Genomic DNA, 25883 nt, shown 5'->3' on the forward strand with positions numbered 1-25883 from the left:
GCCGTCGATCCCGCTTTCCCAGCCTGACGCGCCTAGTGTTTTCGGTGTGTGGCGAGCAGAGAGCGGTGCTGTGCGCGGCGAGAGTGCCGAGCAGATGCCCGCGGTGACCCCGGCGGACGTGACCCTGTCCGACCCCGAGGTGCTCGTCATGCACGCCGCGGTCCCGGAGCGCAAGCGACTGCGCGAGGAGGCCGCCCAGCTGGGTGGTCCCTCGACGCTGCTGCACTACCGTGACGACGGTGATGCCGGCATCGACATCACCAAGGCGCATCCCGGCAGCCTCCCGCAGTTCATCACGGGGCGCCCGACACTGCTGTCGAACATGTTCCGCGACGAGGTGGCCCTCCGGACGGCGCGTCTGGCCGCTGAGCGCATCACGTCCAAGGACGTCGAACTGCGCACCGCGCGCGGACTCGACACGGTGCACCTCGCGATCGGCATGGCCTCCTGGCGGATCGGCGGCGTGAGCTGCACCGCTCCCGTGCTGCTGCGTCCGCTGACGATCCGCCGGCACCACACCGATTTCGACCTGAGACTGCACGGCCCCTTCCATGTCAACCGCGAGCTGGTCACGGCCGCGCGCATCCACTTCGGCGTCGACCTGGACGGCGAGGCGCTCGCCGCGCTCGCCTACGACGGCGGGGTGTTCCAGCCCCAGCCCGTCATCGACCGACTGCGTGCCCTGACCGCGCACGTGCCCACCTTCACCGTGCAGCCGCGTCTGGTGGTCTCGACGTTCGCCGACGTCGCCTCCGACATGGAGCGGGATGCCGTCGACCTCGACCACCCCGTCCTCAACGCGCTCGCGGGCCACCCGGCAGATCGCGAGCGTCTCTCGTTCGTCCGTCCCCAGCCCGACGCGGTCAGCCCCGACGATCGCACGCCCGCCTCGGATCGGCTGATCCTCGACGCGGATGCGGAGCAGGAGGCGGTTCTCGCCCGCATCACCGAGGGACAGTCGCTCGCCGTCCACACCCTTCCCGGAACCGGCGGGACCCAGACCGTCATCAACGCGGTCGGCGAGCTGGTCCGCTCAGGCAAGCGCGTGCTGGTCGTCAGCGCCCGTCGGTCGACCCTCGACGGCGTGCGTCACCGTCTCGCCGGGATCGGCCTGCCCGGCCTCGCCGTCTCGCCCACCCGGTTGCACCGCGACCTCATCCGCGCGATCGCGCGCAACGAGAAGGCGGAGCAGCCCAAGGTCGCCGAAGTGGACGACGCGCTCGTGCGCCTGCGCACCGTGCTGCGCGACTATCGCGCCGCGCTCACGCAGCGCCACGCCTCGGTGGGTGTCTCGCCGCTCGAGGCACTGCGCGAGCTGACGCGCATCGCCGAGCACGACCCGCAGCCCACCGCGACCACGCGCTTCGACCTCGCGACCGTGCAGCGTCTCGCGACGCGACGCGTCGAGGCGGCAGAGGCCCTCGCGGCATCCGCTCGACTCGGAGAGTTCCGGATCGGGCCCGACGACTCGCCCTGGTACGGGGTGGCGTTCTCGACGACGGACGAGGCGCGGGCCGCGCACGCCCTCGCCGGTCGCCTGCACCGCGCCGAGGTCCCCGCCCTCCTCGAGCGCGGCTACGAACTCATCGGTCAGACGCGGATGCGGCCGTTCACGACGATCGCCGAGATGGGCTCGTACGTGCAGCTGCTGCAGGGCATCCGCGCGTCGCTCGACCGCTTCAGCCCCACCGTGTTCGAGCGCCCCCTCACGGATCTGATCGCCGCGCACTCGTCGCGTCGTGACTCCGCCCAGATGACGACGGCGAACCGCCGCCGCCTGCGTCGGCTGTCGAAGGAGTACGTGCGGCCCGGCATGCACGTCACCGACATGCACGAAGCGCTGCTGCGGGTGCAGAACCAGCGCACGCAGTGGCAGCAGCTCGTCGACGCGGGGGTCGTGCCCGAGATCCCGATCGGCCTCGACGACGTCGCGGCCGCCTGGCAGCGGGCGAACGCCGACCTCGCCGACCTCGACCGGGCACTCGGGCGCTCGGAAGGGTTGGCCGGCCTGCCGATCCCGGAGCTGCTCCGCACGCTCGCCGGGCTCGCCGCGGCATCCGACGTCTTCGACAACCTCGTCGAGCGGGCGGCACTGCGCAGCGAGCTCGCCCAGCTGGGTCTCGAGCCGCTCCTCATGGAGCTGTCGACGCGGCACGTGCCGGAGTCCGAGGTCGCCGCCGAGTTCGAGTACGCCTGGTGGCGCTCCGCGCTCGAAGCCATGCTGCGGTCGGACCGGGCTCTGCTCGGCGCGAACACGACCGTCCTCGATCGGCTCGAGCGCGACTTCCGCCTCGTCGACGAAGCACACGCCTCGTCATCCGGGCCGCTGCTGGCCTCCGAGCTGGCCAAGCGGTGGCGGATCGCCATCGTCGACGAGCCGCGCGAGGCCGCCTCGCTGAAGGCCGCGCTGCGCGGCGGGACGGCATCGGCATCGGAACTGGTCGCCTCCGCGCCCACCCTCATGCGCGTCCTGGCACCCGTGTGGCTCGCCTCTCCGTACGAGGTGCCGCACGTTCCGGACCACCCCGAGTTCGACGTCGTCATCATCGCCGACGCCGCAGCTCTGTGCCTCGCCGAAGCGACCCCCGCGCTGCGCCGTGCGCGCCAGGTCGTCGTTTTCGGTGACCCGGTGACGCAGCGGCCGACCCCCTTCCGGCTGTGGTCGGGACGCGGCGACGACCTCGACACCCCGGAGGTGCCGTTCGACGAGACGAGCGTGTTCGAGCGGCTCCGTGAGCTGATCCCGGTGGAGACCCTCACCCGCAGCTACCGCGCCGGCGGGGAGGACCTCGCCGAGCTCGTCAACGACGCGTTCTACGGCGGTGCGATCAGCTCACTGCCCTGGGCGGGTTCCTACCTCGGCCGCGGCAGCCTCAGCGTCGACTACGTCGAGGGCGGCACCGGAGCGCCGGACCCAGACACGGGCGCCGTCGAGAGTCCGGACGCCGAGGTCGCCCGCGTCGTGACCCTCGTCGTCGAGCACGCGATCAACCGTCCTGCCGAGTCGCTCATGGTGGTGACGGCCTCTGCGCGGCACGCGGAGCGCGTCCGCGCCGCCGTCGCCAGCGCCTTCGCGGGGCGGTCGGACGTCGCCGACTTCGTCGGGCGAGAGACCGCCGAGCCCTTCGCGGTGCTCGGCCTCGAGGAATCCGTCGCTGAGAGCCGTGACCGTGTCATCTTCTCGCTGGGGTTCGGCCTGACCAAGCACGGCCGTGTCCTCAGCGATTTCGGCGACCTGTCGACCCCCGACGGCGAACGACTGCTGACGGTCGGCATGACGCGCGCACGCCGTTCGATGGTGATCGTCTCGTCGATCCGTCCCTCGGCCTTCGACGAAGGACGTCTCACGTTCGGCGCCGCCACCCTCATGGCGATCCTCGGTCGGATCGCCGCCCGCGGGCGAGATGCACGACTCGAGGACCTGGCGGATCCGCTCACCCTGACGCTCGCCCAGCACCTGCGGAGCTTGGGCGTCTCGGTCGATGTGCACTATCGCGGCGGACAGTTGCCGCTCGTGGCGCAGTTCAAGGGCAAGGCCGTCGTCGCCGACATCGATCCTGAGACGACCCACGACAGCCTGCGCGAGACCCTCCGGCGGCGCCCTCAGCTGCTGCGCCGCCTGGGATGGCACTACGTGCGAGTCCACGCGTTCGACGTGTACAACGACCCGGCCGCTGTCGCCCTTCGCATCGCGGGGGTCATCGGGGTCCAGCCTGAGACGCCCTCGGCGCCCGGATCCACCCAGCCGATCGATGTCGACTGATCGCCAGCGCGTCGAACGGGTCCCGGGGTCGCGTCGCGCCAAGCTGACGCCTGCGCCGGGGACGGACCCGAGCCCCGAGACGAAGAACGGGCCGGACGCGGGTGAACCCCCGGCATCCGGCCCGAACGATGCGCGCATGCGGGACGATGTCCCGCCGCACTACTGACGCGTCAGATCGACGGCGACGGCGGTTCGCTCACCCGCGTGGGTGCTCCCGTTCCGCGCTGCTGCTCGAGCAGGTCGCGGATCTGGACGAGCAGCTCGGCCTCGGTCGGGAGCTTCGCCTCTTCCTCGACCACGCCGGCCTTGGCGGCCTGACGCTCCTTCCACTTGTTCATCGGGACGACGAACACCAGGTAGACGACGATCGCCACGGCGAAGAAGCTGATGATGGCGGTGAGCAGGCCACCGAGCGGGAAGACGACCGGATCGCCGTGAAGACCGGTGAAGCTGGGCCCCACCTTGTCGGAGTTCGGGTCCGGCTTGTAGAAGAGCTCGATCAGCGGGTTGATGATGCTGTTGACGATGGCCGTCACGAGAGCAGTGAACGCCGTGCCTATGACGACAGCGACCGCCAACTCGATGACGTTGCCGCGCATGATGAAGTCTTTGAAGCCCTGGATCATGGCTGTCCTCCCTCCGCCGGCACGGAGCCGGGCTACGAACCCGCGGGAGCGGGCGAAGCGGATGCTTCGGATTTCTTCGATGATGTCGAAGAACCCGAGCCCTCGCCAGAGGACGCGGGGGAGCTGGTGCTGCGCGAATCGGTGCGGTAGAAGCCCGAGCCGTTGAAGGTGACGCCGATCGAGCCGTACTGCTTGCGGACGAGCCCGCCGCACTCGGGGCATTCGGTGAGGGCGGCGTCGGAGAACGACTGGACGGCGTCGAAGCGGTGTCCGCACGCGGTGCAGGCATAGGCGTAGGTGGGCATGAGACCTCGGTGGTTCAGCGGAGGGGGAGACGGACGGTGCGGGTGGGGGTGACGACGCCCGAGACGGGCTGGTCGTGGAGCTCGCGGGGGACCTCGTCGACCAGCTCGGAGTCGAAGATGACGGCATAGACCGGCGGGCACTTCTCCATCGACCCGATGGTCTTGTCGAAGTAGCCGCGACCCCAGCCCAGCCGCATCCCGCTCCGGTCGACGGCGGCAGCGGGGATGACGAGCAGGTCGACGTCGTTGACGGCGACGGGGCTGAGCAGTTCGCCCACGGGTTCGGGCAGACCGAACATCCCCTCGGCGATGTCGCCCTCGCGCTCGGCGACGGCCCAGTCGAGCAGGCCGTCCGCCCGGGTCACGGGCAGGAGGACGCGGATGCCGCGGCCCACGGCAGCGGCGATGAACTCGCGCGTGCCGGGCTCCGTGGTGGTCGAGAGGAAGCAGGACATCGACCGGACGCCGTGTTCGGCGACCAGAGCGTCGAGCTGCGCCCGGATGCCTGCGGCGGCCTCATCGAGAGCGCCGGCCGAGCGCTGCTGTCGGCGTTCGCGGAGTTCGGCGCGCAGGGCACGCTTCTCGGTGTCCACGGGGCCGGTCATGGTCCGATTCTAAAGGGACACGCCCACCGTCCCGCCGTGTCGTAGACAGGACACGAGTGATCTGTATGGTGAGGGTCATGTCTTCCGAGCGCATCAAAGCCGTCATCCCTGCCGCGGGCCTGGGCACCCGCTTCCTGCCCGCCACGAAAGCCATGCCGAAGGAGATGCTGCCGGTCGTCGACAAGCCCGCGATCCAGTACGTGGTCGAAGAGGCCGTCTCCGCCGGGATCGACGATGTGCTCATCATCCTCGGGCGCAACAAGAACAACATCTCGAATCACTTCGACTCCGTCCCCGAGCTCGAGTCCAACCTCTCCAAGAAGGGCGACCACGAGAAGCTCAAGCGGGTGCAGGACTCGTCGGTCATGGCCGACATCCACTTCGTCCGTCAGGGCGAGCCGAAGGGCCTCGGTCACGCGGTGCTGCGTGCCCGCTCGCACGTCGGCGACAGCACCTTCGCCGTGCTGCTCGGCGACGACCTCATCGATGCGCGCGACGTGCTCCTCGAGAAGATGCTCGAGCAGAACAAGAAGACCGGCCTGACCGTCATCGCGCTCATGGAGGTCTCGCCCGACCAGATCCACATGTACGGCGCGGCCGCCGTCGAGGAGACCGGGGAGCCCGACGTCGTCAAGGTCACGGGCCTGGTCGAGAAGCCGAAGAAGGAGGACGCACCCTCCAACTACGCCATCATCGGTCGCTACGTCCTGACGCCCGGCGTCTTCGAAGTGCTCGAGCGCACCGAGCCGGGCAAGGGTGGCGAGATTCAGCTGACCGACGCGCTCGAGGAGCTCGCCTCGACTGAGGGCGTCCTCGGCGTCGTCTTCCGCGGTCGCCGGTACGACACGGGTGACCGCGCCGACTACATCAAGGCGATCGTGCAGCTCGCGGTCGATCGCGAGGACCTGGGCGCCGAGCTCCGGCCCTGGATCAAGGACTTCGCATCGGGTCTGTGAACCCGACGCGTCACTGATGGGCATGGACGGCCCGGTCGTGCGCGCGCACGGCCCGATATCGATCCGGCTCGTGCGCCCGCGTGACGCGAAGACCCTGCAGACCGAACTGGTGCAGAACCGGTCGTGGCTCAGGCAGTGGGAGGCCACGAGCCCGGACGGCCCGATCTCCCTCGACATGCGCAGCGGGGTGCGCCGGTTGCTGCAGCAGTACCGCGACGGCACCGGTGTGCCTTTCGTCATGGAGTACGACGGCGAGATCGCCGGCCAGCTGAACGTCTGGGGCATCGCCCGCGGGTCGCTGTCTTCGGCGACGATCGGGTATTGGGTGAGCGAGCGCTTCGCCGGGAAGGGAATCACGCCGACCTCGGTTGCGCTCGCAACGGACGTCTGCTTCGAGGACCTGCGTCTGCATCGGATGGAGATCTGCATCAGGCCCGAGAACACGAAGAGCCTTCGGGTCGTGCAGAAGCTGGGCTTCCGCTACGAGGGGCTGCGGCGCCGCTACATCCATATCGACGGCGACTGGCGGGACCACTACGCGTTCGCGCTCGTGCGCGAGGAGGTCCGCGAGGGGGTCCTGAACCGGTGGTTGGCCGGGCGGGCGCCGCAGGACGCGGCATCCATCCCTCCCTCCGACCATTAACCCTCAACCAGAAGTTCAGACACGCCCAGCGGATGCCGGGTCGTGGCGCTCCGGCGACATACGGTGAGCGGCATGGGTGAGCAGGTGATGGGTGGCGGGGTGATCGTCCTCGTCGCTGTCCTCTTGTGGCTGGTGTACCTCCTGCCGTCGTGGCACGGCCGTCATCAGTATCAGGCGGCTGAGCGCAACGCCGTGCGCCTGAACCAGGCCCTCCGGGTGCTCGCCGAGACGAGCGAGACACCCGGCGAGGTCCGTCTCGAGCTGAACGCCCGCACCGCCCTCGCGCAGCAGCGCCTGGCCCGTCGCGTCCAGGCCGAGCAGGAGAGCGTCGGCCTCGAAGCCGCGCGCGCCGAGCTCGCCGCGGCCAAGGCGCAGGCCGCCCTCGACCGTGAGCTCGCCAAGGCCGAGCGGCGTCGCGCGATCGCCGACGCGGGAGCTGCCCGCGAGAAGGCGCGAGCGGATGCCGCGATCGCTCGGGAGCGTGCCGTCGCGGAGGCCGCCGCCGCCCGTGCCCTGCCCGCCGCCCGTCGTGCCCGCGCCCGTCGGCGGGTGCGACTGACCGCCTCAATCGCGGGCGCTGCGGCTGTCGTCGTCGCCGGTGTCGGCGGCTACCTCGGCGCGATCGGCGCCGGCTGGACCGTGCTCGCCGTCGCTGTCACGACGGTCGTCGCGAGCCTCCTCGTCCTCGTCCGCATGAACACCGTCGCGCGACGAGCGGCATCCCGCGTGGTACCCGCTGCCGTCGTGCGCGAGGCGGGATCCGTGCAGGACGTCGCTCTCGAGTCGGATCGCGCGGAATGGACCCCCCGCACGCTGCCGCGTCCGCTCACGGCATCCGCCGGCTCACGCGCGGCCGCCGTGCTCGACGCATCCGAGGCGCGCGAAGCGCTGCGTCACGCGGCCGTCGAAGAGGCCCTGCGCGAGCGCGCGGCGCAGGCCGCGCCGCCGTCCATCGACACCGCCCGCCGTACCCGTGCGGCAGAGGTCGCCTACGCCGGACCCGCCGACGATGAGCGCATCGAGGCACATGTGCGGGAGCTGCTCGCACGCCGCGCATCGGGGCAGTGAGAGCCCGCCTCGCGTTCGAGCGGCCGTGTCGGTCGTGGTAATGTTGAGGCTTCCGGGCCTGTGGCGCAGTTGGTAGCGCGCTTCGTTCGCAATGAAGAGGTCAGGGGTTCGAATCCCCTCAGGTCCACCACGAAAGGCCCCCGTTCGCGGGGGTCTTTTCTTCTGTCAGAGCCCACCCTTCTCGTTGACGACGGTGTCGACGAGGTCGGGGGTGAAGGCGTCCACAACCGATTCGCCGTAGCCGACTTCCTGGTCGTCACCGCGCACCGTGCAGTCGCCGTACAGCGGACCGTTCTCGTTCTCGCCCTCCATCACGACCCACCACGCACCGCCCCGGGTGAGGAACGCGTACGTCTCGCCGGTCAGGGTGGAGTCGACGTCTGCGCGGTCGTGCGCGGCCACGCATTCGGTGATGGCATCGGCGCTGCTCATCGTCGGTGCGGCGTATGCGTCGTCGGCGACGGCGCCCGCGTCGGGCGCCGGGCTCGCTGCGGGTGTCGGCGACGCGGTGACCGTTTCGGTGACAGTGACCGTCGTGGTGGGCGCGGGTCGCGCTTGCGGCGTGCAGCCGGCGAGCACGAGCGAGGCTGCGCAGGCAGCAGACAGGGCGATGGCGGTGTTCTTCATTTCTCCCCCTCGAGCGACGGACGTGATGCGTCGTCGATGCCACTATCGCCGACGCATCCGCCCTGCGGTGGTCACGACGCGCGGGCTGCCAGCGCGGGAAGAATGATGTCGTCGACGAGCTCGGTGATCTGCGCTGCGGTCAGAGCGCGGCGCCGCAGCACGACGCTGCCGAAGGCCGCGGTCGGGATGACCGAGGCGATCAGGCGGACCTTCGTCTCCCTGGGCACCCTGCCCCGATCGCGCCAGCGCTCCACCACGGCGATGAGCGTCTCGGTCGGGGGAGCGCCGATCTTCTCGTAGGCAGCGTCGTACAGCTCCCGGTCGCGGCCCATCTCGCTCAGGACGCTCGCGAGCACCGATCCGGCCCGGTCACCCGAGTCGCTGTAGTGCATCGCCGAGGCGAGGAGATCCTCCCGGAGGTCGCCGGTGTCGGGGAGCGAGGGTGAGACCTGCGTGGCCAGCACCGCAGCGACGACCAGTTCGGCCTTCGTGGCCCACCGCCGGTAGATGGCCGACTTGCCGCAGTGCGCACGCGCTGCGACTGCGGCGATCGTCGTGCCGGCGTAGCCCTCCTCGATCAGGAGGTCTTGCGTGGCCGTGAGGATGCTGCGGTCGACGTCCGGGTCGCGTGGGCGTCCCGCGGCGACGGCAGCGGAGGGAGTCGGCATCCGGTCATTGTATCCACCGGTTCCCAGCGGTACCGTATCCTTATCGGTACTGATCGGAACCGATATCCACCGCCTCGCGATCGGAGACGTCATGGCCACTCTTTCCGCGCCGAAGCCCAACACGCGGTTGCGCCCGCGCACCGCCCTGCTGCTCGCGGCGGCGATGATCGTCGCCGTTCTGCTCAATGCGGGTGCGGCAGCCGTCGCGATCTCGCTGGGGGCGCCCGCCGACTTCGGCCCCCTCTCGGTTCCGGCGCAAGCGCTGTTCAGCGTCATCGGCATCACCGTGGGATGGATCGGCTGGCGACTCGTCCGCGCGCGGGCGAAGAACCCGCGGCGCGTCCTCGCCGTGCTCGTCCCCGCGGTCCTCGTCGCGTCCTTCGTGCCGGACGTGTTGCTGCTCGCCTTCCCGGTGATCCCCGGGTCGAACCCGCCGGCCATCCTGGGGCTCATGGTCATGCACGTGATCGTCGCCGCCTGCGCGGTGGCTGCGTACGTCGCGGCCGACCGGACCGCCGCCCCGTAGCCTCAGGGAGCGTCGAGGAACGCGCTCACCCGTCGATGCGTGTCGGCGAGTCTCACCATCTGCGCCTCGAGATCGTCTCGCACCTCGGCGAGTTGTCGGCGGACCGCATCATGGGTCTCGGCCGGGACGTCCCCGATGCAGGTGAGGACCGACGCGACGACGTCGCGCGGGAAGCCCATGTCGAAGAGCAGATGGATGGCGCTCGCCCGCACGACGGCCGCGGGGTCGTACTCGCGGTAGCCGTTGTCGGCGCGGTGGGAGGTGAGCAGTCCGTGCTGCTCGTAGTACCGCAGTGAACGAGGGCTCACGCCGCTCCGGCGACTGAGTTCGCCGATACGGATCGTCTCGCTTGACCTTGACACGGTGTCAAAGTTTAGCGTGAGACGCATGACGCAGAGAGATCGATCCGTGACCGCGCACCGCGACACTCTCGCCGTGGGGGATCGCGAGCGCACCTTCACCGTCGTCGGGGAGCCGCGCGCGGCATCCGGGCGAGCCCTCGTCCTCGTCTTCCACGGGTCGCGGCAGACGGGGGAGACGCACCGCCGGATGACGGGTGGCGCCCTCGACCGGCTCGCCGCCGACGGCCGAGCGGTCGTCGCGTACCTCGATGGCCATCGCGGCAACTGGAACGACGCCCGACGCGGCAGCCGGTTCCCGGCACGGCAGCAGGACGTCGACGACGTCGGTTTCGCCCACGCGGTCGTCCAACGCCTGCACCGCACGCACGCCATCGATCCGGCGCGCGTCGTGCTCACGGGGTTCTCGAACGGGGGCCAGCTGGTCCTCCGCCTGCTGCACGACGTCCCCGAGCTCGCAGCCGGCGCCGTCGTCGTCGCGACGACGATGCCCGTGCGTGAAGACTTCCTGGCCGGGTTCTCCGAGACTGCGGCCGTCTCGGCGCCTGTCACGATCGTCGCCGGGACGGCGGACCCGATCGCCCCCTACCGCGGCGGGCGGATGGCGTGGTGGGCGCGAACGCTGTTCCGCGTCGACGGTCATTCGCTGTCCGCTCCCGCCACGGCCCAGTACTTCGCGGCCCGCGCGGGTGTCACGACCGAGCCGCGAGTGGTCCCCATCCCGCCCGCACGCGCGGGTCAGCGCACGCGCACCACGCGGACCGACTACGGCGACGGCGACGCGCCCATGGTGTCGCTCGTCACCGTCGAGGGTGGCGGTCACACGGTTCCGGCGGCGAAGCCCGGTCCGGCGATCGTCGGAGCGACCGGACAGGACCTCACCATCGACACGCTCGTCGAGGAGATGCTCGACCGGATCTAGTCCGGCAGGCGCACCGCCGCGCGCGCGGCGTCGAGCTCGGCGCCGCGACGGTCCGGGGTCCAGTCGAGCTCGGCGCCGGCGATGTCCGCGGCCGCCGACAGGACGTCCTCACCCGGATCGCCGCGCCGCCCGATGCCGGTGCGGTTCAGCAGGATGTCGGTGAGGTGCTGCACCGCTTCGTGCCGGGCCGCGAACGCGACGCCGGCGAGCAGCTCCCCGTCGTCGGTCGCCGGCCGTGACAGCACGCGTGATTCGGCGGCGATGGTGCGGAAGGCGCCGGCATCCGACCCGTACAGCCGGTCGATGAGATCCGAGGTGCCGGTGTCGGCGAGGTCCGCGCCATCGAGGGGGACGTCCGCGGTGCGGCTGCGTGCCGCTGTCCGTCCGATCGCCCGGGCGAGCGCCGGCACCGTCTTCTCGGCGAACGCCCGCGCCGTCGTGTACTTGCCGCCCGTCGCCGTCACGATGCCGGGTACGCCGTCCTTCGCGTGGTCGACCAGCTCCGAGGCGCGGGACGCGTGATAGGTGTCGGTGCCGCTCGTCTCGGTCAGCGGCCGCAGTCCGCCGTAGGCGGCGACGACGTCGGAGAACGCCAGCTCGACGGGCAGGCGGCCCGCCGCGTTGATCTCGTCGAGGAAGCGCTCGATCGACTCCCGCGTCAACCGCCACTGCGAGACCTCGCCCTGATACGGCGTCTCGGTCGGGCCGATGAGCGTCCGTCCGCGCCACGGCGCGAAACTGAAGTGGCTGCCGGAGGAGACGGTCAGCACCATCGTCTCGGTGATCGGCCTCGTGAGGAGGTAGATGCCCTCCGAGCGCACCGCGGGGCGCGGGCCCGCGGCATCCCGCAGCAGTCCCTCCGCCGCCAGCACGTCGTGAGCCCAGGGGCCGCTCGCGTTCACCGTGATCCGCGCCCTGATCTCGTGCTGCGTCCCCGTCACGAGGTCCGTGACCCGCGCGCCGCGGACACGACCGGATGCCGCGACCAGCCCGTCGGCCCGGGCGTAGTTCGCGACCTGCGCGCCGTGCGCCACGGCGGACCGGACGAAGGCGAACGTCAGCCGTTCGGGGGAGAGCATCATCGCGTCGTGGAACAGGATGCCGTGTTCGAGGTGTCCGAGCCCGCGTCGGCGCAGCTCGTCGCGGCTGAGGCTGCGATGACGGGGGATGCGATGACTCTCCGGCACCCGATTGCGGTCGAACGACAGCAGGTCGTACGCCGTCAGGCCGAGGTGCTCGATCGGTCCCGGATCGGGGAGCACCATCGCGATGGGCGAGACGAGTCCCGGGGCGATGCGAGAGAGGATGCGCCGCTCGGCGAGGGACTCGCGGACAAGGCCCACCTCGAGGTTCTTCAGGTACCGCAGCCCGCCGTGGATGAGCTTTCCCGTGGCGGCGGAGGTCGCCGCACCGAAGTCCTCCTGCTCGACGAGTGCGACCGACATGCCGCGGCTCGCCGCCTCGTAGGCCATCGCCGCCCCCGTGATCCCACCTCCGACGATCAGGACGTCGACGGTCTCGCCGCCGCTCGGGAGGCTGCGCCGGACGGTGGTGGTCATCGCGTGATCACCGAGCGGATGCCGCCGAGCAGCCGCTCCCGCTCGCTGGGGATGTCGAGCATCCCGAGCCGCAGGACCCGCGCAGCGGTCGCCCATCGGTCGAGTCGCGCGGTGCTCACACCCGTCACGGACAGGTACTCCGACAGGTACATCCGCCCCATCGCGCCGCGCGCCGCCCCGTAGACGAGCAGTTGAGCGCGCGTGGCGCCCGGGAAGAGTTCGGCCTCGGTGAACAGGAGCCGCGTCATGGCGACGTCGGCCGCCGGGTCGCCGCACGCCGTGGACTGCCAGTCGATCGTCGCGATGCCGCCGCCGTGGCGGAAGACGTTCATCGGGTGGAAGTCCAGGTGCAGCGGACTGTCCCCACCTGGGAGGGAGGCGAGGTGATCGAGCAGCGCGCTGCGCTCGCGCGCGGACAAAGCCCCGAACGGGGCGGTGCCCACGAGTTCCGCCGCGACGTCGCGGACGTCGGGGAAGCGGTCGGTCGTGACGCGGTGGATGCGGACGTGCTCTCGGGCGAGCGATCGGGCGACCCGTCGCATCCGCAGCGGATTCTTCTCGGCGACGGTGGTGAGCGCGACGCCGTCGATGCGGTCGAACGCGACCGCGCGGCGACCGTCGGCATCCGCTCTGCCGTGGCATCGGATGGGGGTGAGCCCGAGTTCGAATGCGGCGGTGGCGTCCTCGACCTCGCGGTCGATCGCGTCGTCCGGCCACTCGTCGTGGTACACCTTCAGAATCCGGTCGGGGGTGTAGGAGTGCACGTCGGCCGAGCGCCCGTGCGCGACGAGTCCGCCCACGCCGCTCACGCCGACACCGGCTTCGTCGCGCCGTAGCCGAGCCGGGTCGCGTGTGCGATCACGGCCCGCTGCTGCGCCTCGTCCAGCGGACGCGGAACACCCGCGGCTGCGGCGCGCAGATACAGGTCGGCGAGCCACTCGACCAGCAGGGCGTTCCCAATCGCGCCGGTGAGATCGGGTCCCAGGGCGACGGCGCCGTGGTTCGCCATGAGTGCGGCGAGCCGGCCGTCGAGGGCTGCGCCGACGGCCGCGGCGAGCTCGGGCGTCCCGAAGGCGTGGAACGGGGCGACGCGCAGCGCGCCGCCGAGCGTGAGCTGCTGGTAGTGGATCACCGGCAGCTCGTCGAGCACGAGGGACAGCGCGGTCGCGTTCGGCGCGTGGGTGTGGACGACGGCGGACACGCGCTCGGGGGACGCGGAACGCAGGACGCCGAGATGGAGAGCGAGCTCGGACGTAGGTGTGAGGGATCCCTCGATCACCGCGCCGTCGAGATCCACGACCGTGACGTCGTCGACGGTCGCGTCCGCCAGCACCGCACCGGTGGCCGTGACGGCGACGACGTCGCCGCGCCGGGCACTGACGTTGCCGGCGGTTCCGATGAGCAGACCGTGCTCGGCGAGGGTGCGGGATGCCGCGGCCACGGACGCACGGAGATCGTGATGGTGCGACGTCGTCGTCATGCTGCTAACGTTGCCGCCATCCCTAATCAAAGTCAAGTTTGATTCGCATGGACACCCCTGACGACACCGATGCCGGCACGGCCCAGGACTGGGCGTCGATCGCGCTGCGCCGCACACCCACGCAGCAGCGCTCGCGAGAGAAGCTGACGCGCGCGATCGTCGCCGCCGAGAACCTCGTCCTCCGCGAGGGCGTCGACGTGATCACCCTGCCCCGCGTCGCTTCGGAGGCCGGCGTCAGCGTGGGCGCCCTGTACCAGTACCTGCCCGACCGGCAGGCGATCCTCGGTGCCATCGTCGCGCGCTACCACGAGCGCCTCGAACGTCTTCTCGACGAGGCGATCGACCGCATGCGGGACGATCCGCGGACGGCGGACCCCGTCGGGCGGGTGCTGCGCGCCGTGGCAGACGTGTACCTCGACGAGAGCTCGGCCCGCTCGCTCGGCACCGTGGCGATCTCGGCCGAGGCGGACGCCGCGCGGCGCCGACACAAGCGGGCGATGGCCGACCGCGTCCACAGCCTGCTGCGCCTGGCGGGGGTCCTGGACGGTGTCGAGCCCGAGCGCGGCGCCGCTGTCGCACGGGTCGCGTTCGCCTCGGCGGACGCCGTGCTGCACGAGGCGTTCGCCGCGTCCGAGGCGGAGCGGGTGCTCCTGCTCGCGGAGCTCGAGCGTGCGCTGCGCGCGTCGCTCGGCGCCTGACCGGATCAGGCGGCGGTGCGCCGCCAGGCCGGGACCGCGGCGACGAGAAGCAACGCCGGCAGGAGAAACGCGAGGCCTGATCCGGTCACGTCGGTGAGCACACCGACGCCGACGGCGCCGAGGACCGCGCCGGCGTAGTTGAAGAGGTTGACGCGGGCGATCACCTCGTCGCTGCGGGCCGGGTCGATCGCACCGGCGAGACCGAACGCGATCGGCACGAGGGCTCCGACGGCGAGACCGCTCACGGCGAAGGCCGCGATCGACACGACCGGGGAGGGCACCGCCGCGACGACGATCGCCCCGACGACGCCGAGCAGGAGGCCGGCCGCGAGCAGCCGGCCGCGGCCGAGGCGGCGGACCACGGCATCCGTCGCCAGTCGCGCCGCGAGCACGCCCCCCTGGTAGGCCGCGAGACCCACCGGCGCGAGGGCCCCTGCCGCCCCGATGGCGAGGAGGTGCACGGAACTCCACGAGCTGACAGCCGAGTCGACGGTGTAGGCGGCGAGGATCACGAGACCGACGACGGTGATCGCGCGTCCGTCGAGCCGGGGGCGGCGCGGGCCGCTCCACTCGGCGCTGCGCGCGGCCCGCTGGCGGCTGAGCAGCCGGGAGAACGCGACGACGAAGACGACCTGCAGGACCGCCGCTGCGACGAGCGCCGCGAACGCGGGCGCGCCAGCGGTGAGGATCCCGGCCATTCCGAGCGCCCCGACGATGGAGCCGGTCGTGAGGGTCGCGAAGAACCGTCCGAGCAGTGGCGTCCCGCGCCCCCGCTGGACGAGCACCCCCTGCATGTTCGACGAGGCGTCGATCAGGCCCAGCCCGAGTCCGTAGAGCAGGACGGATGCCGCGAGGGCGGCGGTCCCGGGGGAGAACGCCGTCGCGACGAGGCCCGCTGCCTGCAGCGACAGGCCGACGATGACCCCGTGGCGGCTGCTGGCGCGCCGCGCGATCACGTCGGCGGCCAACGAGCCGAGGGCGGCGGTGACGCACACGCCCAGCAGGATCACCGCGATGCCGGTCGCATCCAGTCCGGTGCGCTCCTGGAATGCCGGCAGCGCGGTCACGATGACCGCGTAGCCGAGGCCCTGCAGCCCGTACACCCCCGCAACGGCGAGGACGCCGCCGGTCGTCGCCCGCGCGATGGTGCCGGTCACCCTCACACCGCCGCGGGGTGGCGTGTGCGAACTGCCGCGAAAGCGTCGGCGGCGATCTCGACGGTGCGGTCGACATCCGCCTCGGTGACCGCCGCGTTCAGGAAGTGGTTGTGGTGCGAGGTGAGGTAGGCGCCGCGCCTCACGCATTCGGCGATCCAGTCCTGATGCAGCATGAGCGAATCCTCCGGATCGGTCACGCGCAGATAGAACAGCGCGGGCGCGCCCGAGGGCACGAGGGTGAAGCCCGCATCGGATGCGGCCTCGGTCAGCCCGTCCGTGAGACGTCGCCCGAGCCGGTCGAACAGCGCGGGGGCATCGAGGTCACGCAGCTTCCGCTGCGTTGCGATCCCCGCCGCGAACGGAACGGCGCTCATCCAGTAGCTGCCCGTGTAGGTGATCGAGCTCACCGCCTCCTTCAGCGAGTCCTTGCCCAGGAGCGCCGACACGTTGTACCCGTTGGCGAGCGCCTTGCAGAAGCAGATGAGGTCGGCCTCGAACCCGAAGTAGTGGTCGCTGCCGGCGAGATCGAGCCGGAAGCCCGCGCGCACGTCGTCGATGATGAGCACGACGCCGTGCTCGTCGCAGAGCTTCCGCACCGCCTGCCAGTAGCCCTCCGCCGGCAGCGCGTTGTCGACGAAGTTGCCGTGCATGTAAGGCGTGGAGATGAGGGCCGCGACTTCTCCGCGGTTCTCGGCGAGCAGGCGCCGGAGCGCGTCGAGGTCGTTCCACGGGACGTACAGGTTGTTCGCGACGTCCTCCTCGAGGACGCCGGGGTAGTCGAGCTTCTGCGTCCACGGGGCGACGCCGTGATAGAACCCCTTCACGAAGACGACCTTCTTGCGCAGTGTCGCAGCGCGGGCGGTCATGATCGCGAGCGTCGTCGTGTCGCCGCCGTTCTTGGCGAACATCGCCCAGTCGGCGCTGGCGACCTGATCGACGAGCAGTTCGGCGAAGTCGATCATCACCGTCGAGGGGAGCGAGACGACGTCCTCCTTCTTCGCCTGCTCCCGAGCCGCGGCGGCCACGTCGGGGTCGTCGTACCCGAGGACGTTGGGTCCGTAGGCACACATCCAGTCGATGAACTCGTTGCCGTCGAGATCCCAGAACCGGGTGCCCTCGGCGCGGACCGCGAACTTCGGGAACCCTTCGTGGGGGAGGTGCAGTCCCTCGGTGGGACCGAGGTGGCCGGGGATGCCGCCCGGGATCACCCGCTGGGCGCGGCGGAAGGCAGCGAGGCTCTTGTCGAAGGTGTACACGGAGGCGCTCACTTTCCGAGGTAGTGGCCGACGCGGTCGAGGATGCGGCTCGTGTTGTCGACGAGGGGGATGTAGCCGCGGATGGCGATGCGCCCGTCGCCCACGCACGCGAGCGCGCTCTCGCGACCCGCGAGGACGTCACCGGCGGTCTGCAGATCCGCGAACCGGAAGACGGCCCGCGGCGCGGTATCCGTCACCGGAATGCGCGAGAGCCGGTGGTCCCGCACGCGCAGCCGGTGTCGCAGCGCGTCGCCGACGGCGATGTCGAGGTCGCCGTCGGTCATCTGTGCGGCGCTGAAGCGGCCCGACCGGTCGCGGTTCGCGACGACCGTGATCGCCCCGACCGCGACCTCGAGCAGCATCGTGCGGTGCGTCTCGGTGAAGGCGGGATCCGCGAGGTCGGCGTCGGACGGCCGCAGGTACCGGCCGAGCAGATCGCTGAGCGGGGTGAACACCCGGACGAGGAAGCGGAGCCCCGCGGGACCTGCGAGCGGGAGCGGCGAGCCGCGGCCGTCGAGGACCGCGTTCAGATGGGCGGGGGAGCGGAACACCAGGGTGGCCGCCGTCGCGCCGGCGGGGTCGCCGTCGGCGAGGCGGACACCGTCCCGCGCGAACACGAGGCGGAGGGTGTCGCCACCGACGACACGGACGCTGAGCAGCACGGGCCGTGGCAGGTCCGCGAGCAGACGCGACGCCTCCGGAGCGACGTCCGCGAGCCGCGGCAGCGCGCCGAGGACGGCGTGCAGGTTGACCGCGGCAAGGACGCGGTCGTCGATCTCAGTCAGCACGGGTTGTCCCTTCGGTCGGTGCCCCGAGCGGGGCGGATGCGGCGGCGAGGGCGGCGGCGGCGAACGCCGCCGTGCGGCGCACGGCATCCGTGTTCCCGTCGGCGAGCCACGTCGTGGTGATGCCGTCGACGACCACCACGAGGTGGCGTGCGAGGTCGGCGACGGGCTGCGTCCACCGGCTGTGCGTGATCTCCGCCGCGTAGACGAGGACCTGCTCGGCGGCGCGGAGGTACGTCTGCCACTGCGCGCGCATCTGGCCGGCGGGATCGCGGCGACGCGCGACGAGGGCGAGCTCCAGGAGGGCGATCTCGTGGTCGGGGTCGCTCTCGAGCAGATCGATGTAGCCCTCGAGACCCGACCGCAGGGCGGCGGTCATCGATGTCGGGTCGATGGCCCGCGATTCGGCCGCGAAGCGTTCCTGCTCGATGACGGTGTCGATCACCGCGGACATCATCGCGTCCTGTGTGCCGAAGATGTACGTGAACGCGCCGAGCGGCATGCCCGCCTCGGCCGTGATCGCGCGGGTCGTCGCCGCCGCGACGCCGCGCCGGGCGATGACGCGGATGGCCGCGGCGATCAGCTCGTCCCGACGCTCTTCGGGTGGCATCCGCCGCATCAGGCGCTCCCCACGGCGCGGGCCGCGACCCAGAGGCGCAGCCGGCGGGGGGAGACCCGCGCGACCCAGCCCTGCAGGCGGTTGGCCGCGCCCACCGTGCGGACCGGGGACGGGTTCGAGGAGTCGAGTACGGCGAACGCCTCGTCGAGCACCTCGTCGACCGACTTCGTCGCACCGACCTTGAAGGTCTCGGAGCCGGCGGCTGCGAAGAACTCCGTCTCGGTGGGGCCGGGACACAGCGCCAGGACGGTGAGGCCCGTCCCGCGGGTCTCCTGCCAGATCGCCTCGGTGAGGGAGGTGACGTACGCCTTGGTCGCGGCGTAGACGGCGAGACCGGGGAGCGGCTGGTGTCCCGCGTTGCTCGAGAGGTTGACGAGCACTCCGCGCGACGAGATCAGCTGCGGGAGGAGCGCGCGGGTCAGCAGGGTGAGCGCCGCGACGTTGACCTGCACCTCGGCGGCGACCCGTGCGGCGTCTTCGTCGATGAAGGCGGATGCGGTGCCGAACCCGGCGCTGTTGACGAGGCCCGCGGCGTGGATGCCGCGCTCGGTGAGTTCGGCGGCGATGGTCGCGGGTGCCGCCGGATCGGCGAGATCCGCGGCGAGGACGGTCGCCTCGACGCGGTGGAGCCCCCGCAGTTCGTCGGCCAGCGACTCGAGGCGCTCCGCGCGGCGCGCGACGAGCACGACGTCTCTGCCTCGCGCCGCGAACCGGCGGGCGAACCCGGCGCCGATGCCCGAACTCGCTCCGGTGATGACGATCGCTCCCGGCATGGGGCCTCCTCTGTCGAGACGCGGAAGTTGTACATATGTACAAGTCCGGTGGTGACTCAGTATGGCCGCACCCGCGCGCGACGTAAAGGGGCGGATGCCGGTGAGTCCCGGCATCCGCCCCTGTGTCGGTCCCTCAGACCGCCGCCGGCTCGCGCCTTCCGGCCGAGAGCCGCTCGGCCGCGTAGGCCTCGGCCGCGTCGAGCGGGGTGACGCCGCGCGCGGCGGCGTCGTCGAACAGGCGCCGCAGGGTGTCGCCGATGCCGTCGATGCGCGTCGCGATCTCGTCACGGTGGCCGGGAGTGCGCGCCTCGACGTCGAGGTAGATGACGCCGCCTGCGTTCGCGACGAAGTCGGGGGCGTAGAGGATGCCGCGGTCCGCCAGGCGCGCGGCACCCGCGCGCTCGGCGAGCGGGTTGTTCGCCGGTCCGCAGACCGCCCTCGCGGCCAGCGCGTCGATGACGTCGTCGTCGAGCACGCCGCCGATACCCGCGGGCACGAACACGTCCGCAGGGACGAGGTGCTCGGTGCCGGGTTCGACCCAGGTCGCGCCGAGCTCGGCGGCCAGCGACATCTTGGCGGGGTTCACATCCGTGACGGTGAGCAGTGCGCCCTCGCCCGACAGGCGGACGGCGAGGCGGCTGCCGACCTGCCCGAGCCCGGAGATCGTGATGCGGCGTCCGGCCACATCACCCGAACCGGCGATCCGCTCGAGGGTCGCACGAAGCGCGGCGTACACGCCGCGGCTCGTCGGGCCGGCGGGTTCGCCCGAGCCGCCCACCGAGTCGGGCAGACCGACCACGTGGGTCGTGCGCTCGCTGACGACCAGCATGTCGTCGGTCGTCGAGCCGACGTCCTCCGCCGTCCGGTACTGACCGCCGAATGACTCCACCGCGTCGCCGAGATCGAGGAACGCCGCACGCCGACGGTCGGCGTCGAGGGTGTCGGCCTCGCCGAGGGCGATGACCGACTTCCCGCCACCGGCATCCAGTCCCGCCGTCGCGTTCTTGAGCGTCATCGCCGCCGACAGGCGCAGGGCGTCGCCCATCGCGTCCGACCAGCGCGGGTAGCGCCACAGACGGGCGCCGCCGAGGGCGGGTCCGAGCGTCGAGGAGTGGAGAGCGACGGTGATCACGAGTCCGCTGCGCCGGCCCGTCATCACCTCCACACGTTCATGGGCGAAATCGGGCAGGGGCAGGGTGTGCGACATTGCATTCCTTCTCGGCGGGCCTTGTGGGCACTGCGGTGCGGATGCCGCCGATCTGCGGCATCCGTCATCATTCTGCCTCGCATATCGCTCGCCGCCTAGGCTGTGCACCATGCAGACCGAGCGGTACTCCCACGGCCATCACGAGAGCGTGCTGCGGGCGCACACCTGGCGGACGGCGGAGAACTCGGTCGGGTACCTGCTGCCGCATCTGCGTCCCGGCGCCTCGCTCCTCGACGTCGGGTCGGGGCCCGGCACCATCACCGTCGACCTCGCGCGTCGCCTCGCGCCCGGACGCGTCGTCGGACTCGACGCGTCCGCCGACGTCGTCGCGCAGGCGCAGGCCCACGCCGCCGCCGGGGGCGTCACGAACGTCACCTTCCAGACCGCGGACGCGTACCGCCTCGACGCGGCGGACGGCTCCTTCGACGTCGTGCACACGCATCAGCTCCTGCAGCACCTCGCCCGCCCCGTCGACGCCCTGCGCGAGTTCCGTCGCGTGGCAGGGCCCGACGGACTCGTCGCCGCGCGCGAGGTCGACTACGCCGGCATCATCATCCACCCGCACATCCCCGCACTCGACGAGTGGCTGGACCTCCTGCTGCGGATGGGACGTAACAACGGCGGAGAGCCGTCGGCCGGGCGACGCCTGAAGGCGTGGGCTCGGGCCGCCGGCTTCGCCGACGTGACCGTCAGCGCGTCGACGTGGCTGTTCGAGACCGATGAGCAGCGAGCGTGGTGGGGCGGGTCGTGGGCCGACCGTGTGCTGCACTCCTCGTACGCCGACCACGCGCTCGAGCAGGGCCTCGCGGACCGTACCGACCTGGAGCGCATCTCGGCGGGATGGCGTGAGTGGGCGGCGTCCGAGGACGGCTGGCTGCTCATGCCCCACGGTGAGATCCTCGCGAAAGGCTGACCGATGACCGAGCACCTGAGCACCCGCAGTCGCCTCGTCCACGACGCCCTTCGCGCCGCCGGCATCCCCGGCGAGATCGTCGTCCTCCCGGACGCCGCCTCCACCGCGGTGCTGGCCGCCGCCGCCCTCGGGGTCGAGGTCGGGGCGATCGCCAACAGCCTCGTCTTCCAGTGCGACGGCGCCCCGCTGCTCGTGATGACCAGCGGTGCCCATCGGGTCGACACCGCCGCCCTCGCCGGGCGCATCGGGCGCGGGAGGATCAGCCGGGCCACACCCGAGCAGGTCCGCGAGGCGACGGGTCAGGCCATCGGAGGGGTCGCCCCCGCCGGACACCCGGCGCCGCTCGAGACCCTCGTCGACGAGGACCTCGCCCGGTATCCGCAGATCTGGGCGGCGGGCGGCACCCCCCACACCGTCTTCCCGATGACGTTCGACGAGCTCGTCCGCCTCACCGGCGGCCGGGTCGTCTCCGTGGTCTGACGAACCGCGTCGTGCTCAGGTGTGGATGAGCTCGCGCCAGTTCAGCGGCACGCGTCCCCGAGGGCCGGGGGAGGGCTGGTCGGCGGGGTGGCTCGTGGGCGGCGCCAGCTCCGGGCCCTCGAACATCGCCTCGTCGACGTAGTCCCAGTACCAGTCCTCGCCCGGTTCGAAGCTCTGGATGAGCCGGTGCCCCGTCTCGCGATAGTGCGCCGTCGCGTGCTGTCCGGGTGACGTGTCGCAGCATCCGATGTGACCGCACGACGCGCAGCGTCGCAGGTGCACCCAGAACCCGGACTGTTCGTCGCACTCGTGGCAGCCGCTGCCCGAGGGGGCGACGTTCGTGTCGATGTCGGAGCTCATCCGGTTCCTTCCGGTCAGTAGGCGAGCGCGCGGTGGACGGAGGCGACGGCGCTGGAACCCTCGCCGACCGCGGCGGCGACACGCTTCATCGACCCGCGGCGGACGTCGCCCGCTGCGAACACCCGCGGTGCGGACGTCTCGAACGGGAAGGGTTCGCGGCCGAGGTTTCGCCATTGCGCGATCGACTGCACCGCGACATCCGTCCCCGTGCGGATGAAGCCGTCCGTGTCGCGGTCGAGAGTGGGCACCCAGGAGGTCGCCGGGTCCGCCCCGATGAAGCAGAACAGGCCGCGCGCGTCCACCGCGCCGGCCGTGTCGATGGTCACCGATCCGAGGGTGCCGTCGCCGTCGAGCCCCGTCACCTGGGATGCGGTGTGCAGCCGCACCCGCGGATCCTCGGCGAGCCGGTCGGCGAGGTAGCTCGACATCCGCGCGCGCAGGTCGGTGCCGCGGACGACGAGGTGCACGGGGGAGCCGTGCGCGGCGAGGTAGAGGGCGGCTTGCCCGGCCGAGTTCGCTCCGCCGACGACGACGACGGGCTTGCCCTGCACCTGCCGGAGCTCGAGCGGCGTCGCCGCGTAGTAGATGCCCGAGCGCTCGAAGTCCTCCCAGTGGTCGAGCGCGAGGCGGCGGTAGGCGGCGCCGGAGGTGACGATCACGCTCCGCGTGCGGATGACGCGACCGTCGGCGAGGGCCACGTCGAGGAGGTCTGCGCCGACCTGGTCGAGCGCGACGGCCTCGCACGGCGCGTACACGCGCACACCGAACTTCAGCGCCTGCAGCACGGCCTGCCCGATGAGGTCGCCGCCGCTGACACCGAAGGGGAACCCCAGGAAGTTCTCGATGCGGGACGTGGATGCGGCTTGCCCGCCCGGCGCGACGGCGTCGAGCAGCACCGTGCTGAGGCCCTCGGACGCACCGTAGATCGCGGCGGCGAGTCCGGCGGGCCCGCCCCCCACGACGACGAGATCGACCACTTCGTCGGACTCGGCCTGGTAGCTGAGTCCGAGCCGCTCGGCGACGAGCCCGGGGGTGGCGCGGGGGATCGGCTCGCCCTGGATGTACGCGACCGGCAGATCCTCGGGCGACATGTCGTGACCGTCGAGCGTCGCCAGTTCGTCCGGGGCGACGGCGACCGCCTTGTGCACGAGATCGAGGCGTTCGGCGAAGCGACGCAACGAGAGGAAGTCGTTCGAGGTGGTCGTTCCGACGAACTTCAGCGTCAGCGCCGCGGGTCCCTTGCGAAGCGACTCGCGGCGGGCCCACAGCGCGTGCAGGATGAGGTCGCAGAGCTCGTCGTCCTCGCTCATGATCTCGCGCAGCGCGGCGCGGGAGAGGCGGTGCACACGACCCGCCGTCGTCACGCGCGCCGAGAGGAAGGCGGGCTGCCCGTTCAGGATGCCGAGCTCGCCCGCGAACCTGCCCGGTCCGACCGTCGTGATGACCGCCTCGCCGACCCACCGGAGGGCGTCACGGACGATCTCGACCTCGCCGGTCTCGACGAAGATCAGGTCGTACCCGGCTTCGCCGGTCCGGAAGACGTAGTCCCCGACCTCGACGTCCTGCGGCACGGCGGCGGCCGTCAGCCGGCGCCAGTGCGCGTCCGACAGGTCGGGCGACATCATGGCGTCCATCGCGAGGGGAGCGGTCTCGTCGATCATGTCGATCAACCTACCGACCCGCCGGCGCGACGGGCGCGTCGGCGTCCCACTGGAGCGCGCGGATCAGCGTCTGTGCGTCGTACGGGCCCGTGTGCCGGCGGCCGTTGACGAAGAACGTCGGCACGGAACGGATGTTCATCGCCTCGGCGTCGAACATGTCGTCGCGCACGCGACCGGCGACGTCCGGCGAGGTGAGGTCGCGCTCGAACCTCGGGACGTCGAGCCCCAGCTTCTCGGCGAGCCGCACGATGTCGGAGGGCAGCTGGTTGTCCTGGTCTGCGAACAGCCCGCGCTCGAACTCGAAGAACTTGCCCTGCTTCGCGGCGGCCTCCGAGGCCTCGGCGCCCGCGAGGGCGTTGGGGTGCTGTTCGGTGAGCGGCGCGTGCCGCCAGACGTAGCGCAGGTTCGGTCCGAGCTCGGCCATCACCTCCTGGATCGAGCCGGACGCCTTGAGGCAGAATCCGCACTGGAAGTCGCCGTACTCGACAATCTCGTAGGGGGCGTCCAGCGAGCCGAAGATGTGATCGCGACGGGGGTCGACGGGCCGCACGAGCGTCTGTCCGACCTCCTCCTCGGGGTGACGCGCGTCCGCGACGCGGAAGACGAGCGCCCCGAGTGCGAAGGCGAGGACGGATGCCGCGAGCACCCCCACCCGCGCTTCGTTCTGCGCGTCGGGGTCTTCGATCGCGAGGTCGATGATGAACAGCGAGATGGTGAAGCCGATGCCGGCGAGGGCGGCGCCGCCGGCGATGCGGTCGAGCGAGAGACCCGGGCCGAAGTCGCCGACGCGCAGCGCCTTGAGCGCCGCCGTCGACCCCCAGATGCCGGCGAACTTGCCGACGACGAGGCCGACCACGATGCCCCAGGTGAGCGGCGACACCGCGGCCGCCGCCAGGATCTGGGGACTCAGGGTGACGCCCGCGTTCGCGAGGGCGAACAGCGGCAGGATCACGTAGGCGACGTACGGGGCGTATGCCGTCTGCAGTCGCTCGTTGATCGAGATCGACTCGCGCAGGCTGTTCGCCGCCGCACGGGCGTACTCGGTGCTGGGGGACTGGCGGAACGTCCGGGCGAGCTCGAGGGCGTGCTCCACGTCGCGGCGGTCGGGGCGGTAGACCGGCACGAGGAGCGCGATCGCGACACCGGCGAGGGTCGGATGGACCCCGGAGGCGAGGAAGGCGAGCCACACGACGATCGCGAGGGTGGCGTAGATCGGCCCACGCCCGCCGCGCAGGTAGCGGACGAAGTAGATGCCGACGAGACCGACCGCGGCGATGAGCAGCGGCATCGGGGTGAATGTGTCGGTGTAGACGAGGGCGATGATGCTGAGTGCCCCGATGTCGTCGACGACCGCGAGAGCGAGGAGGAACACGCGCAGACGTCCGGACCCCCGCGGCCCGATCAGCGCGAGGGCGCCCACGAGGAAGGCCGTGTCGGTCGAGATGACGACGCCCCAGGCATCCGCGTTCCCGGTGGGACCGGCGATGAGGACGAACAGCAGCGCCGGCAGGGCGAGACCCGCCACCGCGGCGACGACCGGGACGACAGCGCGCGACCAGCTGGTCAGCTCGCCGATCGCGAACTCGCGCCGGACCTCGAGGCCGACGGTGAAGAAGAAGATCGCCATGAGGGCGTCGTTCACCAGGGCGTGCAGAGTGAAATCGAGCCGGATGTCACCGAGTCCGATGGACAGGTGCGTCTCCCAGAACCCGTGATAGGTGCCCGAGGACACGTTCGCCCACACGATGGCGGCGGCCGTCGCGATGAGCAGCAGCAGGGCGCCCGTCCGGGTGCGTCCCATCCTGCCGATGTGGTCCGCGATCGAGGCGAATCTCCGCGCCATGCGTCCTCCGGGGGATCGAGTCGG

Annotated in this window: 28 protein-coding genes and 1 tRNA gene; 11 read left to right on the forward strand and 18 right to left on the reverse strand. The window is 71.5% G+C overall.

Annotated features, from left to right (window positions below; translation table 11 throughout):
- The first annotated feature begins 70 nt into the window (after positions 1-70).
- Together M3190_RS06255 and M3190_RS06260 are read left to right on the forward strand one after the other, a co-directional pair.
- A complete protein-coding gene (locus tag M3190_RS06255) occupies positions 71-3763 on the forward strand; it encodes a DEAD/DEAH box helicase (RefSeq protein ID WP_251579675.1) in 3693 nt (1230 codons plus the stop codon).
- Entirely contained in the window at positions 3753-3929 is a 177-nt protein-coding gene (locus M3190_RS06260; RefSeq protein ID WP_251579677.1) for a hypothetical protein, read from the forward strand. The genes M3190_RS06255 and M3190_RS06260 overlap by 11 nt, the downstream gene beginning before the upstream one ends.
- Before the next feature lie 4 nt (positions 3930-3933).
- On the opposite strand, the gene mscL is transcribed toward M3190_RS06260, so the two are convergent.
- The 3 genes from mscL to M3190_RS06275 are packed head-to-tail and all read right to left on the reverse strand — an operon-like array spanning position 3934 to position 5299.
- Positions 3934-4389 carry a large conductance mechanosensitive channel protein MscL gene (gene mscL, locus M3190_RS06265; RefSeq protein ID WP_251579685.1) on the reverse strand — a complete coding sequence of 152 codons (456 nt, stop codon included), beginning with the start codon at positions 4387-4389 and terminating at the stop codon, positions 3934-3936.
- Positions 4390-4421: 32 nt separating this feature from the next.
- The gene (locus M3190_RS06270; RefSeq protein ID WP_251579687.1) at positions 4422-4694 is read right to left on the reverse strand and encodes an FmdB family zinc ribbon protein; all 273 of its coding nucleotides are present in this window, start codon (positions 4692-4694) and stop codon (positions 4422-4424) included.
- Between the two features lie 14 nt (positions 4695-4708).
- Positions 4709-5299 (reverse strand): 5-formyltetrahydrofolate cyclo-ligase, encoded by a 591-nt coding sequence (locus M3190_RS06275; RefSeq protein WP_251579696.1) that lies wholly within the window; start codon positions 5297-5299, stop codon positions 4709-4711.
- Positions 5300-5376: 77 nt separating this feature from the next.
- Here M3190_RS06275 and galU point away from each other — a divergent pair, with 77 nt between their 5' ends.
- From galU to M3190_RS06295, 4 genes are all read left to right on the forward strand, one after another.
- Complete coding sequence (gene galU / locus M3190_RS06280) at positions 5377-6255, forward strand: UTP--glucose-1-phosphate uridylyltransferase GalU (protein ID WP_251579703.1); 879 nt, start codon at positions 5377-5379, stop codon at positions 6253-6255.
- Between the two features lie 22 nt (positions 6256-6277).
- Positions 6278-6898 carry a GNAT family N-acetyltransferase gene (locus M3190_RS06285; protein ID WP_251580416.1) on the forward strand — a complete coding sequence of 207 codons (621 nt, stop codon included), beginning with the start codon at positions 6278-6280 and terminating at the stop codon, positions 6896-6898.
- A 72-nt stretch (positions 6899-6970) separates the two neighbouring features.
- Positions 6971-7966, forward strand: a complete 996-nt coding sequence (locus tag M3190_RS06290) for a large exoprotein (RefSeq protein ID WP_251579705.1) — start codon at positions 6971-6973, stop codon at positions 7964-7966.
- A gap of 54 nt (positions 7967-8020) precedes the next feature.
- Positions 8021-8096: transfer RNA gene (locus M3190_RS06295), tRNA-Ala, on the forward strand.
- A gap of 35 nt (positions 8097-8131) precedes the next feature.
- Here the strand turns inward: M3190_RS06295 and M3190_RS06300 are convergent.
- The gene (locus M3190_RS06300; RefSeq protein WP_251579708.1) at positions 8132-8593 is read right to left on the reverse strand and encodes a hypothetical protein; all 462 of its coding nucleotides are present in this window, start codon (positions 8591-8593) and stop codon (positions 8132-8134) included.
- A gap of 71 nt (positions 8594-8664) precedes the next feature.
- The gene (locus M3190_RS06305; RefSeq protein ID WP_251579709.1) at positions 8665-9261 is read right to left on the reverse strand and encodes a TetR/AcrR family transcriptional regulator; all 597 of its coding nucleotides are present in this window, start codon (positions 9259-9261) and stop codon (positions 8665-8667) included.
- A 91-nt stretch (positions 9262-9352) separates the two neighbouring features.
- On the opposite strand from M3190_RS06305, the gene M3190_RS06310 reads away from it, so the two are divergent.
- Positions 9353-9787 (forward strand): DUF6069 family protein, encoded by a 435-nt coding sequence (locus tag M3190_RS06310; protein ID WP_251579711.1) that lies wholly within the window; start codon positions 9353-9355, stop codon positions 9785-9787.
- A 2-nt stretch (positions 9788-9789) separates the two neighbouring features.
- On the opposite strand, the gene M3190_RS06315 is transcribed toward M3190_RS06310, so the two are convergent.
- Positions 9790-10095, reverse strand: a complete 306-nt coding sequence (locus M3190_RS06315) for a MerR family transcriptional regulator (protein WP_251579713.1) — start codon at positions 10093-10095, stop codon at positions 9790-9792.
- A 79-nt stretch (positions 10096-10174) separates the two neighbouring features.
- On the opposite strand from M3190_RS06315, the gene M3190_RS06320 reads away from it, so the two are divergent.
- On the forward strand, positions 10175-11068 hold the full coding sequence (locus M3190_RS06320; RefSeq protein ID WP_251579715.1) for an alpha/beta hydrolase family esterase: 894 nt from the start codon (positions 10175-10177) through the stop codon (positions 11066-11068).
- Here the strand turns inward: M3190_RS06320 and M3190_RS06325 are convergent.
- Genes M3190_RS06325 through M3190_RS06335 form a run of 3 tightly spaced genes read right to left on the reverse strand, consistent with a single transcriptional unit; the run spans position 11065 to position 14107 of the window.
- Positions 11065-12627, reverse strand: a complete 1563-nt coding sequence (locus tag M3190_RS06325) for a glycerol-3-phosphate dehydrogenase/oxidase (protein WP_251579717.1) — start codon at positions 12625-12627, stop codon at positions 11065-11067. The genes M3190_RS06320 and M3190_RS06325 overlap by 4 nt on opposite strands.
- Entirely contained in the window at positions 12624-13436 is an 813-nt protein-coding gene (locus tag M3190_RS06330; protein WP_251579719.1) for an aminoglycoside phosphotransferase family protein, read from the reverse strand. The genes M3190_RS06325 and M3190_RS06330 overlap by 4 nt, the downstream gene beginning before the upstream one ends.
- Positions 13433-14107, reverse strand: a complete 675-nt coding sequence (locus tag M3190_RS06335) for a class II aldolase/adducin family protein (RefSeq protein ID WP_251579721.1) — start codon at positions 14105-14107, stop codon at positions 13433-13435. Before M3190_RS06335 ends, M3190_RS06330 begins: the two co-directional genes overlap by 4 nt.
- Before the next feature lie 47 nt (positions 14108-14154).
- Between M3190_RS06335 and M3190_RS06340 the strand changes: the two genes are divergently transcribed.
- Entirely contained in the window at positions 14155-14805 is a 651-nt protein-coding gene (locus M3190_RS06340; protein ID WP_251579723.1) for a TetR/AcrR family transcriptional regulator, read from the forward strand.
- 5 nt (positions 14806-14810) lie between these two features.
- On the opposite strand, the gene M3190_RS06345 is transcribed toward M3190_RS06340, so the two are convergent.
- The 6 genes from M3190_RS06345 to M3190_RS06370 form a co-directional block, all read right to left on the reverse strand.
- Entirely contained in the window at positions 14811-15962 is a 1152-nt protein-coding gene (locus tag M3190_RS06345) for an MFS transporter (RefSeq protein WP_251579725.1), read from the reverse strand.
- Between the two features lie 2 nt (positions 15963-15964).
- Positions 15965-17230, reverse strand: a complete 1266-nt coding sequence (locus M3190_RS06350) for an aminotransferase class III-fold pyridoxal phosphate-dependent enzyme (RefSeq protein ID WP_251579728.1) — start codon at positions 17228-17230, stop codon at positions 15965-15967.
- The gene (locus M3190_RS06355; protein ID WP_251579730.1) at positions 17227-18006 is read right to left on the reverse strand and encodes a hypothetical protein; all 780 of its coding nucleotides are present in this window, start codon (positions 18004-18006) and stop codon (positions 17227-17229) included. The genes M3190_RS06350 and M3190_RS06355 overlap by 4 nt, the downstream gene beginning before the upstream one ends.
- Positions 17996-18613: a TetR/AcrR family transcriptional regulator gene (locus M3190_RS06360; RefSeq protein ID WP_251579732.1), complete on the reverse strand. Its 618-nt coding sequence runs from the start codon at positions 18611-18613 to the stop codon at positions 17996-17998. Before M3190_RS06360 ends, M3190_RS06355 begins: the two co-directional genes overlap by 11 nt.
- 8 nt (positions 18614-18621) lie before the next feature.
- Entirely contained in the window at positions 18622-19395 is a 774-nt protein-coding gene (locus M3190_RS06365; RefSeq protein ID WP_251579740.1) for an SDR family NAD(P)-dependent oxidoreductase, read from the reverse strand.
- A 133-nt stretch (positions 19396-19528) separates the two neighbouring features.
- Entirely contained in the window at positions 19529-20602 is a 1074-nt protein-coding gene (locus M3190_RS06370; RefSeq protein WP_251579742.1) for a Glu/Leu/Phe/Val dehydrogenase family protein, read from the reverse strand.
- Between the two features lie 109 nt (positions 20603-20711).
- Between M3190_RS06370 and M3190_RS06375 the strand changes: the two genes are divergently transcribed.
- Together M3190_RS06375 and M3190_RS06380 are read left to right on the forward strand one after the other, a co-directional pair.
- Positions 20712-21515, forward strand: a complete 804-nt coding sequence (locus M3190_RS06375) for a methyltransferase domain-containing protein (protein ID WP_251579744.1) — start codon at positions 20712-20714, stop codon at positions 21513-21515.
- A 3-nt stretch (positions 21516-21518) separates the two neighbouring features.
- Complete coding sequence (locus M3190_RS06380) at positions 21519-21995, forward strand: YbaK/EbsC family protein (protein ID WP_251579746.1); 477 nt, start codon at positions 21519-21521, stop codon at positions 21993-21995.
- 15 nt (positions 21996-22010) lie between these two features.
- On the opposite strand, the gene M3190_RS06385 is transcribed toward M3190_RS06380, so the two are convergent.
- Genes M3190_RS06385 through nhaA form a run of 3 tightly spaced genes read right to left on the reverse strand, consistent with a single transcriptional unit; the run spans position 22011 to position 25859 of the window.
- Positions 22011-22355 carry a UBP-type zinc finger domain-containing protein gene (locus M3190_RS06385; protein ID WP_251579748.1) on the reverse strand — a complete coding sequence of 115 codons (345 nt, stop codon included), beginning with the start codon at positions 22353-22355 and terminating at the stop codon, positions 22011-22013.
- Positions 22356-22369: 14 nt separating this feature from the next.
- On the reverse strand, positions 22370-24016 hold the full coding sequence (locus tag M3190_RS06390; protein ID WP_251579757.1) for an FAD-dependent oxidoreductase: 1647 nt from the start codon (positions 24014-24016) through the stop codon (positions 22370-22372).
- Positions 24017-24026: 10 nt separating this feature from the next.
- On the reverse strand, positions 24027-25859 hold the full coding sequence (gene nhaA, locus M3190_RS06395; RefSeq protein ID WP_251579759.1) for a Na+/H+ antiporter NhaA: 1833 nt from the start codon (positions 25857-25859) through the stop codon (positions 24027-24029).
- Between the last annotated feature and the right edge of the window lie 24 nt (positions 25860-25883).

The sequence above is a fragment of the Microbacterium oleivorans genome, assembly GCF_023715745.1.
GTDB classification, from domain to species: domain Bacteria; phylum Actinomycetota; class Actinomycetes; order Actinomycetales; family Microbacteriaceae; genus Microbacterium; species Microbacterium oleivorans_D.